Origin of the sequence: uncultured Chitinophaga sp., from assembly GCF_937874145.1 — a bacterium.
Lineage (GTDB): Bacteria > Bacteroidota > Bacteroidia > Chitinophagales > Chitinophagaceae > Chitinophaga.
Genome location: NZ_CALNBI010000101.1, coordinates 1 through 10,867, shown reverse-complemented (window position 1 = coordinate 10,867; position 10,867 = coordinate 1). Strand labels below are relative to the sequence as shown.

At 52.6% G+C, this 10,867-nt stretch carries 7 protein-coding genes and 1 pseudogene; 1 reads left to right on the top strand and 7 read right to left on the bottom strand.

Annotated elements, in window-relative coordinates; translation table 11 throughout:
- Nucleotides 1-508 (top strand): annotated as a pseudogene (locus Q0510_RS04530) (hypothetical protein); the annotation flags it as partial.
- 65 nt (nucleotides 509-573) lie between these two features.
- On the opposite strand, the gene Q0510_RS04525 reads toward Q0510_RS04530, so the two are convergent.
- The 7 genes from Q0510_RS04525 to Q0510_RS04495 all read right to left on the bottom strand — a co-directional run bounded on the left by Q0510_RS04525 (nucleotide 574) and on the right by Q0510_RS04495 (nucleotide 10,848).
- On the bottom strand, nucleotides 574-1,689 hold the full coding sequence (locus Q0510_RS04525) for a DUF4998 domain-containing protein (protein ID WP_298708664.1): 1,116 nt from the start codon (nucleotides 1,687-1,689) through the stop codon (nucleotides 574-576).
- A gap of 24 nt (nucleotides 1,690-1,713) precedes the next feature.
- The gene (locus Q0510_RS04520) at nucleotides 1,714-2,886 is read right to left on the bottom strand and encodes a DUF5000 domain-containing lipoprotein (RefSeq protein WP_298708662.1); all 1,173 of its coding nucleotides are present in this window, start codon (nucleotides 2,884-2,886) and stop codon (nucleotides 1,714-1,716) included.
- An 18-nt stretch (nucleotides 2,887-2,904) separates the two neighbouring features.
- Nucleotides 2,905-4,833: a RagB/SusD family nutrient uptake outer membrane protein gene (locus Q0510_RS04515; protein ID WP_298708661.1), complete on the bottom strand. Its 1,929-nt coding sequence runs from the start codon at nucleotides 4,831-4,833 to the stop codon at nucleotides 2,905-2,907.
- Nucleotides 4,834-4,844: 11 nt separating this feature from the next.
- Nucleotides 4,845-8,234: a SusC/RagA family TonB-linked outer membrane protein gene (locus tag Q0510_RS04510; RefSeq protein WP_298708659.1), complete on the bottom strand. Its 3,390-nt coding sequence runs from the start codon at nucleotides 8,232-8,234 to the stop codon at nucleotides 4,845-4,847.
- Nucleotides 8,235-8,430: 196 nt separating this feature from the next.
- The gene (locus tag Q0510_RS04505) at nucleotides 8,431-9,519 is read right to left on the bottom strand and encodes a FecR family protein (protein WP_298708657.1); all 1,089 of its coding nucleotides are present in this window, start codon (nucleotides 9,517-9,519) and stop codon (nucleotides 8,431-8,433) included.
- A 127-nt stretch (nucleotides 9,520-9,646) separates the two neighbouring features.
- A complete protein-coding gene (locus tag Q0510_RS04500; RefSeq protein WP_298708655.1) occupies nucleotides 9,647-10,207 on the bottom strand; it encodes an RNA polymerase sigma factor in 561 nt (186 codons plus the stop codon).
- Nucleotides 10,208-10,401: 194 nt separating this feature from the next.
- On the bottom strand, nucleotides 10,402-10,848 hold the full coding sequence (locus Q0510_RS04495) for a protein-disulfide reductase DsbD domain-containing protein (RefSeq protein ID WP_298708653.1): 447 nt from the start codon (nucleotides 10,846-10,848) through the stop codon (nucleotides 10,402-10,404).
- Nucleotides 10,849-10,867: the final 19 nt, after the last annotated feature.

Here is a 10,867-nt window from a genome sequence, read left to right as displayed (position 1 = left end):
TTACAATGCGAACGGAAAAACCTACAAAGTACACCTCGACGGATACGACCAGTCGGCTTTCCTACGCAACGTAAGCGGCACGGCTGCGAATAATAATGGCACAAAAAGTGCGCGGAAAAACTTCTTTTACGCGGATGACGACGGCTTGCTGGTGAGCTACCGGTCGGGAGACTACAAATATGTGTTCTCCGAACAGCGAATGCAGGGTACAATGGGCGTTTGGGCAGAACCTTTCACCACACTTCGACTGCAAAAGATCTTCAACCTTTTCCAGGACCCGTTCGAACGGGCGGATATCACTTCCAATACTTTCTGGGACTGGCAACTGAACCATGTTGGGTCTATGTACGGCGTCATGGATGAAGTTTTCCAGTTTGCGGATACGTTCAAGGAATTCCCGCCGCGGTCTTTCCCGCTGAGCTTCAACCCGGCGAATGTTATGGAAGACATGCTGAAAATCATTAAGCTGAAACGGGAAGTGCAAAGGCCCACCGGAACACAGAAATAATGCATCACTACAAAAAAAGGCAGTCCTGAATGGACTGCCTTTTCTAAGCCGGTTACCCGTTATGATTACTTTCCAAATGCATATACTTCCGCGATGGCCGTGAAAGGCGGGCGGTTGCTGTCTGGCAGATAAATTTTCAGGTATCTGCCGGTCGCGTTGCCGGTATTATCGACTTTGAGCATATCCCCCGAACCGAAGACGCCTTCTCCCGCGAGGGTCCAGGCGCCGTTGGGATCGCTGGTGTTGCCGAGGAAGAACTGCGCGGTTTTGGCGTCGGTATTGCCGCCGCGGCGGTAGATGGTGAAATGGGTGATATTAATTTCCTTTTTCATATCGATAATCGCCCAGTGCGGGGGATCCACGTTATTGGGGTCCCACTGCGAATGCCAGTAGGAGCTCAGGTTACCATCGATCAGAGTTTTCTTACCGCCGCCATCGCTTTCCGTTTCATCGGAAACGGACAATACTTCCCAGGTTGAACGGTCATACGAAAAGAATTCGGGGAATTTTTCCGGTGACAACGTCCAGGCGGTCGTGAACGTATCGATCGCCTCCGCTTCGGGGATATATAGCGAACGGTACTGGAATTCGGCACTTCCGGCTACCTCCATATTCACCGAGAACGCATCCGCAGAAAAGCGTACGATAGTGTCCGTACCTCGCCGGTTGATGAATTTCACTTCATTGAAGATCATCCCCTCTGCTTTGGCAAACCAGTCTACCACACCGGCCTGATCGGTCAGCGAGATCTTTTTGACACGCCGGTTTTGCAGGATACTGGCGTAAGTATCACCGTAAGTGGTACCGAACGTGGTATAAGTCAGGGAGCGGTGGCCGAAATTGTCCATCGTATAGATATTGAAGGAATAGGATTTCTCTTCAAGATCGTTAAGCGGCACTTCGATGCTGTCCCTGCCGGGTTTCAGTTTCATGGGGAGGACCATCGAATCCTGCCCGCTGTTCCACGATACGATCACTTCCTTGATGTTTTGTCCGTTTTCCATCCATAACCGCATCATCAGCCTTTCCTTCCCCGCGATGAATACGGCAGAGTCGGGTTTTACGGCGTAGATGATCTCACCGCCTTCGATGTATTCCTTATGGATGTCCGTGAATTTATCGCACGATGCAACCGTTGTGAGGATGCACAGGTACGATAAAACATGCAGTAAATATTTCATGTGCTTGTCAGTTTAAATGGATGTTTATTGCCGTTCTCCGTACACGTCGATCTCCGCCGGGTGGGTGAATGTTGTACTTCCCCAGGTGGAGCGGACTACGATCCGGATATAGCGTACCGGTTCCTGGGCGAGATCGAAGGTGAACTCATGGCCGTTTTCCGCGGTACGGAGATCTTCATCGGTAACGGTGCTGCCCGTTCCGGAAGGTTTCACGATCTCTGTTTCCATGATCTTCTTCCACTCGTTCCAGTCGCCGCTTTGCGACGGGGCGCCTACTTTCACATATACGTCGAACTGCCGCGGATTGCCCCAGTTGTAATAGCTGCTGCTGAAATTACGCTGGAACAGCACAATGCGGCTGACTTTCGCCGTAACGCCAAGGTCCAGTGTAAACGGCGCGGGCATAGACGACGAAGGCGAGTGCCCGAAAGAAGTCAGATCGTCGTCGATCATCTTCTGATCGGTGCCTTCCCAGTTGGTGAAATTCTGGTCGTTCGCCAGTTTCATGATTTTCATGGCATTCTTCGGCAGGCGTTCCTCAAACAGGGGAACGAGCGATTTGCCCGGCGGGAAGATCGTATCTGAGCGGTTGCCGTAGTTATCCTTTACAACGAGCCCGAACACGCGTGACACCGGCGGATATCCGCGCAGCGACTGCAGCCCGTCGAGTATCTGGGAGCTTACGACACGTACGAGCGTCATGCGACCCAGGGAATCCGGGGTATACATTTCAAAAGCCAGGGGCGTTTTGAGCTCGTTCATCCAGGTGAAGCGCGCGCCCCCGAAGTCGGTCTGAACGCCCACGGTTGCGGCCGTCAGTTTCAGCGGCGAACGCATGGGTTTGATCTTGCATGTCACCGGATCGGACATTTCCTGCGCCCTGTTCACCGTGTACAACAGCACTTCATGCTCTTCTTCGTCGTTGAAGCCCAGCACCGAAAGCTTGTTGTTGTACATGGAAGCCACGGATTCATATTGTTTGCCGGTCGACAATTTGTACACGGCTTTTACGCTGATGACATCCGCCTGTTTCGGGATACGGTAGGTAATCGTGGCGCCGCCCGGTTCGTTAACTACCGCCACTTCCGTCACCTGTTCCGGCTTGCCGGTGGCAGCGGAGATCGGCGTATTTTCCTTTTCTGTACAGGCTTGCACCGCGCCTGCCAAAACTATTATCAGTAAGAATATCTTTTTCATAATCCAACTTTTTTGCCCTTACCATCCGGGGTTTTGAATGAGGAGAGGATTTTTAATCAGTTCCGATTGGGGGATTGGCGAGAAGTAATCCCTGTAGGTGAAGCGCTGGAAGTACACGGTGGTTACTGTATAGTATTCTTCCACGATGCTGGAGTTTACATTCCATCCCTGGATAGGGCGGTTGCGTTCTTTCATCGCCGTTTTCCAACGATTGCTGTCCCACATGTATACGCCTTCCGCCGCCAGTTCGATCTTTCTTTCCTGCTGGATGATCTGGCGCATGCCTACTTTCGAGAGCGGTTTGCCCGGCTGGTTGGAGTATTGTGCCCAGCTTTCCACGACACCTTTGAGGCCTGCGCGCTGCCGTACGGAATCGATGTACTGGTATACTTCGTCATCCGGCGCGCCTTTCGTTTCGTTCAGCGCTTCGGCACAAAGTAACAGCAGATCGGCAAAGCGCATTTCCGGGTAGGGATAGCTCTCTTCGGAAACGCTGTTCGGGTCCCGCCAGGTGGTGTTCATGGACACGAGTTTCTTCGGCCAGTAGCCCGTTGCATTGTATTCCCCGGGATTAAATACGGAAGAATACTCCCCGAATCTGTTTTTGGGGAATGGAATATTGGCTTCGTCTACCGGTTTGTAATAGTTGCCATACCAGCGGCCCCTGTCAAACCCGAAAGAGGAATAAAACCGCATCTCCCGGTCAAAGTTGAGAGAAGCCGTTTTCTCTCCGTTTGCGATGAGCAGGTTATGCGCCGCGTCGCCGGTCCGGATGTTATAACGGTTGGAATAGGGATACTCGATGTCTTCATTGATAGGAACACCATTGTCGGAGTAAAACAGTTCCACGGTCGACAGCGGCACGCTCAGGATACCGGTATTGCCGGAAGGTGTGGAGGTACCGCCTTCCATCCGCGCCAGGGCCGTGATTTGGTAGTCCCAGTTGGCGGGGTAAGAAGAGTTGGCCCAGATGATCTCCGGGTTCCAGCGCTGCGTTACCGAGCTCCGGAGGGTATTAATCAGCAAAGTCGTATCGGAAGTAGGCTTGCTGTTCACGGCCATAAAATCACCTTTTACGTAAAGGCGGTGCCCGGCGGCACGGCATACTTCTATCGCTTTTTTACAGGCGTTGGCCGCACTGTCCCAGCGTGCCGCAACGAACTGCTGGTTGAAGAAAGGCTTGCCTTCGTGGTTGAGGAAAGAGCTGTAATCGCTGTTGCCGTTGAAGAGCGGGCTGGCCCAGTAAGTCAGCACTTTTGCTTTCAGGAAGTAAGCGACAGGGCGCGTAAACCGGCCGAGTTCCGAACCCTTCCCTTCAATATTCAGAGGCAATGCTTCTGAGTTGATCACGTCGTTGATGAGCTCCAGGGTATAGCCGAAGCACTCGTCAATCGTTTCGCGGTACGCCCGGATGCCGCCGGTGGATTCGGTGAGCGGGGGATTCGTCCGCAGCGGCGTCATAGGACCGTAATACTGGATGAGATAGAAATTCAGGTATGCTTTGATGAGTTTTACTTCCGCCTTCATCCTTTCCTTTTCGTAACGGTTGACGTCCATCACACCGTCGATATTTTCAAGAAAGGTGTTGCAATCCCGCATACCGGCATAGAGCGAGCGTACCATGTTGCTGCCAGAGCTCCAGTAGTTGGTAATGGCCAGCACGGCGCTGTTTTCACCCAGTGCATATTGCATGCCACCTTGCGTGCGGCGGTCGCGGTTGAAGATCAGCTCCATCGCGCCCAGCATGGCCGGGTTCTCGTTCCAGCCCGCGGATTTAGGAATGCCCCAATAGCAGGTGGCCAGGAATTTCATGGCGTTGTACCGGTCCGAAAAAGCATCGTCGATCGTCGGGATGTTATCCGGCACCACATCGAGGTATTTATTACAGGAGACCGCTCCCGTCAACAGGCTGCAAATGACAGCTAACTTGCATATTACGTTCTTCATGGTTAAATCGTTTACAGGCCAATGTTTATTCCTATGTTATACACTTTCTGCAACGGGTAATCGAACCCGGAGCCTGCCATTTCGGCGTCCCAAAGCTTGAATGCGCTCCACATCGCCAGGTTGTTACCACTGGCATAAATACGCAGGTTGGCGATTTTATACCGCTGCAGCCAGCGCTTGGGGAATGTATAGCCGATATCGACCGATTTTAGCCGCAGGAAAGCACCATTCTGCATAAACCAGGTATTGTGCTGCCGGTTGTTGTCGATCCGGTAGTTGGCAAGCCGCGGCCAGAAGGCGTAGGGATTACGGTCGGATTCGGACCAGTAATCGTCGGCGATCACCTTCATCACGGCATTCTGCCCTACCCTGCCGTCGTCGTTATCGCCGTCGATGAATGGCGTCATGTTGTCCTGGTTGAGCCAGAAGGATTCGCGGCCCAGGCCCTGGAAGAAGAAGTTGACGTCGAATTGCTTCCAGGCGGCAGACAAACCGAAGCCGTAAATGATCTCCGGCGTCGTGGGATGGCCGATGGGCACGAAATCGAGATTATCGATCTTACCATCGCCATTGATGTCGCGATATTTGATATCGCCGCCGGAATAATTACCGAATTCTTGTTTGGGTGAGTTTTTCACTTCCGCGTCGTCTATGAACAGACGCTCCGCGATCAATCCCCAGGTCTGGCCGAGGCTGGTACCCACACGGGAAAGCCAGCGGTTCTTTCCGTAATCGGGCTCTTCCCACTTGATGACGCGGCTGGTGCTGTACGTAAACGTACCGCGGCCGGTCAGCTGCAGGTTCTTGCCGATCCGCTTGTCGTAATTCAGTTCCACGTCGATGCCCTTGCCCTCGGCTTCGCCCAGGTTAGCTTTCACGGCCGGCAGGATGCCGGTGGTCGCGGGGATAATCCTGTCCTGCAGGATGTTCTTCCTTCTTTCCTTATACACTTCTATGATGGACGAAAGGCCGTTCACGAGGTTGAATTCGAGTACCAGGTTCGTTTTATAGGAACGCTCCCAGCCGATCTGGTCATTGGCATACCGGCGTACGTTGATGCCACCGGGGTTTTCGTTCATGTTGGCTCCCCAGTTAACAAAATAAGGGGCGTTGAGGTCAACTTCAGAGAGGTAGAAGAAGCGCTCGTCGGTATTGCCGATCGCTTCGTTACCCGCGATACCGTAGGAACCGCGGATCTTCAGCTGGCGGAATGTAGAAGTCAGGGACTGGAAGAACGGCTCGTTGGAAATCACCCAGCCGGCGCCGAACGACGGGAAAAAGCCCCAGCGGTTATTTTTGGAAAAGCGCTCCGAAGCATTATACCCGAAAGCAAACTCTGCCAGGTAGCGGGAGTCGTAATTATAGGAGAAACGCCCGGAAAGGCTCACGTTACGGGTAGGCAACGCAATCTGAATCCTGTCGGGCGCGCCCTGTTTGAACTGGCGTGCCGTGAATACCATCAGGCCGTTCACGCTGTTTTTGCCGAAGTTGTTGTTGTATTGGGCGGCGCTTTCGAAATAGAAGCTGTTGGCAACGGTACGCGAAGTGTTCCGCGCATCGTAATCCAGCGTTTCCCTGCCCGTGGTAGGATTAAGCCGCACCAGCCGGTAGGAATCGTCTTTCAGGTCGAAAGCGGAGATGTTATAATAAAACGGCACATAGGCGCGCGACATGTTGAATTCCGAACGCCTGTCGAAGTTCACCAGGGCACGCAGCATGAGGCCTTTCACGAACTGATCCAGGTTTTGCTTCAGCTCAACGGTCGACAGCATATTGCTCCGGTTATAATCCCTGTAACCGCGCAGCGATTCAGCATACGGATTGAGGTAGTTCCCCGTTTCGAAGTTGCCGAACAGGATGTGCTTGGCATAGGAGAACACGGAATCCGGCGCGTAATAGGGCTTGAAGCGCACCGGGTTGGCCTGCATCACTTTACGGTACATAGCAGTACCCCCGTCGATCGGACCGGTATAATCGTCGAAGTTGGCCACAAAACGGGTCGACATTTCCGTCGTTTTCGTCAGGTTGATGTTGACGTTGGAACGGAGTGAATATTTATACAGTTTGATGTTTGAGTTGAAGTCGTTTTTCTTATCGACGCGCATGTTCCCTTCATCTTTCGTCACCGCCGCCGCTACGTAATACCGTGCAACCGTTCCGCCTCCCGTGAAGCTCAGGTTCACGCGGTTGTTCATGGCGTAGTTCTTGAACATGGTCTCCTCCCAGTCGGTGGACGGGTAAATATCTTTATGCAGCCCCATTTCCGTGAAAGTGATCTTTTCGTCGGTATACAGCGTCAGCGCGTTGGGGTCGCGGGTTTTCACCGCTTCGTTGTGCATTTTCATGAAAGTAACGGGATCGGCGATCTTGATCCGTTCGGTAGGCATGGAAAAGGAATTCTCCAGGCGTACGTCCACGTTCATCTTTCCTTCCTTCCCTTCTTTTGTGGTGACGAGGATAACACCGTTCGCGCCACGGGCGCCGTACAGCGCCGTAGCCAGTGCGTCTTTCATGATGCTGAAGCTGGCGATATCGTCTGGGTTCAGGCGGGCCAGGTCACTCACGTTCAGCTCGATACCGTCGATAAGGATGAGCGGGTCCCTTTTGGCGGAGGCGCCGAACGTGGTGATGCCGCGTATGAAAAACGCGGTATTATCGAGCCCCGGTTCCCCGCTTCGCTGGTACGCCACCACCCCTGCGAGCCTCCCTGCCAGCGCGTTGGTGAGGTTACTGCTGGGGATGCGCAGCTCTCCCGGCTTGATGGTGGTCACCGACGCCACCATGCTGGATTTTTTCTGCCGCGAATAACCTACCACCGCCACCTCGTTCAGGCTGCCCTCCTGGGCTTCCAGCACGATGATCAGCGGCCGGCTGTCGGCCACGAAAACCGTTTGCTGCTTATAACCCACGAAAGAAAAAACGAGGCTGTCGTATAGGTTAGCCTCGAGGTTGAACTCGCCCTTCTCGTTGGTCATGGTACCGTGCTGCGTTCCTTTCACGTATACCGACACATGCGGCATCATGCCGCCGGCCCTGTCTTTCACCGATCCCCTGACGGTGACCGGCGGCTGTGCATTGGCGGGCCTGGCTTCGGGGATTTTCCGGTTGAGGATCACGATCACGTTGTTCTCCATTTTCTTGTAATACAGCGGCGTGTTCCGGAAAATCTGCGTCATCACCGTATCGATGGTGGCGTTTTTGGTATTGATATTGACCTCAATACCCTTGGGGATCACTTCCGACTGATACACGAACGAGTACCTGCTCTGCGCCTGGATCATCCGCAGGACGCTTTCGATAGGCGCGCGGTTGAAATTGAGCGTGATCTTGTCCTGCCCCGAGAGATCGTTGGCCAGGAGCGAAGAACCAGTGAAGAGCGCTAGAAAAAGTATGATTTTCATGGCAACTAATTGCTTAAACATATAGCCTCGGCTATAGCAGTACGTGTTAGTCATAGCTTTAGAATTCAGTTGAGATCCAGCCGGCATTGCCCGTTGGATGTTTGACATCTGGTTTACATCAGGGCACGTGGAGGCCCGTCCGATTCTGGTTTACAATCAGGGTGTGTTAACTTATCATATGCAAAAAGACTTTGGTTTATGGCGCGATCAAAATCGAGTCGTTCTTGATTTTGAATCTGAACCCGCCGGCGACTTGTAATGATTCCATAACGCTTTGGATATTTTGGTTTTCAAAAATGCCCGTGAATTGCAGGGCTTTCATGTCGTCGCCCCCCTGCACGATAACCGTTACGCCATACCAGCGCGATAAAATATTCGCCACTTCGTGGAGCGGTTGGTTGGCAAAGACCAGTTTGTTCCTGGTCCACTGTGCTTCGGGAGGAATAGAGTCTGTTTTTACTATTTTGATTTTGGTTATATTCTCCAGTAACTGTTCTTCTTTCCGGCCTGCGCCCTGCCGGCCATCTGCCAGTCCGGATTCGTTGTTGACGATTAATTTTTCGTCGGGCGACAAGGTATAGCTCACTGCGTCTTTATTATTCACTGAAACCTGCACTTTGCCGTTTACCAGCGTGGTGGCGGTTGATTTTTCATCGGGATACGCACGCACATTGAAGGCGGTGCCCAGTACCTTGATGGTGATCGCGTCTGTTTTGATGATCATGGGGTGATTGGGATCCCTGACCACGTCGAAATATGCTTCCCCGATAAGGGTCAGTTCGCGGCTGTTTTTGCCGAAGCTGGCGCCGTAGGTGATGCGGCTGTCGCCGTTGAGCCACACCTTCGAGCCATCTGGCAGGGTGAGCCGGGAGCGCGATCCTTTTTCGGTGCCAACGATGTTCTGGCGCGAGCGGGCTTCCTTTTTGGCGAGCGTCCAGTACCAGGTGCCCGTACCTGCCACGCAGAGCAGAATGGCGGAGGCGACGGACATCGGGATGATGCGGCGCCAGGTAAAGATCCGGGGAGTCTTCGGGATGGGAGGCTCGGCGTTCTCTTCCGAATGCATCGACTTCATGATCCGGTTCCAGCTTTTCTCCTTCCCCTTTAATTCTTCCTCGGTCCGTTCCGGACCGTAATGCAGTCCAAACACTTCATCTATCCGGCTTGCCAGCCCCCTGTCCTCATCATGATCCTGCAGCCATTTAGACAATTCAAACTGTTCTTTCAGCGAAATACTCCCTGCTTTCTTCTTTGCGAGCAATTCAATTAAACGGCTTCTTTGCATGGATTAGACGATAATTCTTCAACTGTAAGACAACATAACCGGCCGATTTACGTAGTCGCGGCAAAAAAAAATTCCGGAATTCCGGAATCATTCGCCCGGCAACCGGGAAAATCAGGCTGGTAGGCGATTAGCGGGTACTCCGCCTGGGGAGGATCACCTGGCTTTCTTCCAGTATGGCGGCGATTTTCTTGAGGGAATGGTAGAGCTGGGTTTCCACCGTGCGCACGGAGGAGTTGAGTATTTTGGCCACCTCCCGGCAATTGAGCCCCTTTTCCTTTACGAGGTAAAACACGAGTTTGGATTTTGGGGGTAATTGATTGATGGCTTTCTGGATGGTCAGGACTTCTTCCTTTCCGATCATATGCGTTTCGGGCGTGGAAAAGGAATAGATGCTCTGGTCGTCCAGGTCTTCGATCGACACGTCGCTGACGTTCTTACGCGCTTTGAGGTAATTGATCGAAGCGTATTTGGTGGCGGTGTAGAGGTAGGCGGAGAGGTTATTGATATTGCCGAGGGTCTTGCGGTTTTGCCAGAGGCGGATAAAAACATTTTCCACCACGTCTTCCGCAGCCGGGGTATCCGCGATAATCTGCCGGGAAAAGGCGGTCAGGTCGAAATAAAACAGATCGTAGATCTCCCTGAAAGCATTTTCATCGTCGTTTTCGATCCGTTTGGATATTTCAGACAACCGTTTATTTTCCAATTGCAGTGATTTAATTGAAATACGACAATACAGTTTGATGCGCGGATCAAGTTATTAGATTTTTTTGATTTTTTCTTTTTTTTTCGGAACCGGGAAGGAAGGAAAATAAAACAGCGCCCGCTCCGGTAAAGCGGGCGCTGCCGGCTATATGGGATGATATCGATTGTAATGCGGACAGGCTATCGGAGCGACACGGTAAAATCGACCGGATCGCCGAGCCGGCATTCGTGATCGTTGCAGACCATATATTCGATGCTGCCGGAAAGCGTGGTTTTCGCTTTGCCCCGCGCCTTCACGATTTGTACGAAATTTACCTTGTCTTCATAGAACTTCACCGTCTTCCCGAAATTTTCCTCGAACTTGCTGATCATTTTTCCATTTTCTTTCGGCACGCCCTGCAAGGTGAGCAGCGGGTTCTTTTTGAAAGTGATGGTGGTGGGCCGGGCCGCATCGGCGGGGCTCGACTGGCTGTAAATGTGCCAGGGTTTGGCAACCTGTGCGGACAGGAGCACTTCATACGTGCCGTCGGCCACTTTCATTGAAGCAAAGGACCATTTCACGGGGTCCTGCGCAAAGGAGATCGCGCAGAGAAACAGTCCGGCAAGGGTAAGGATGGTTGATTTCATATTGTATCGTTTTTCCAAT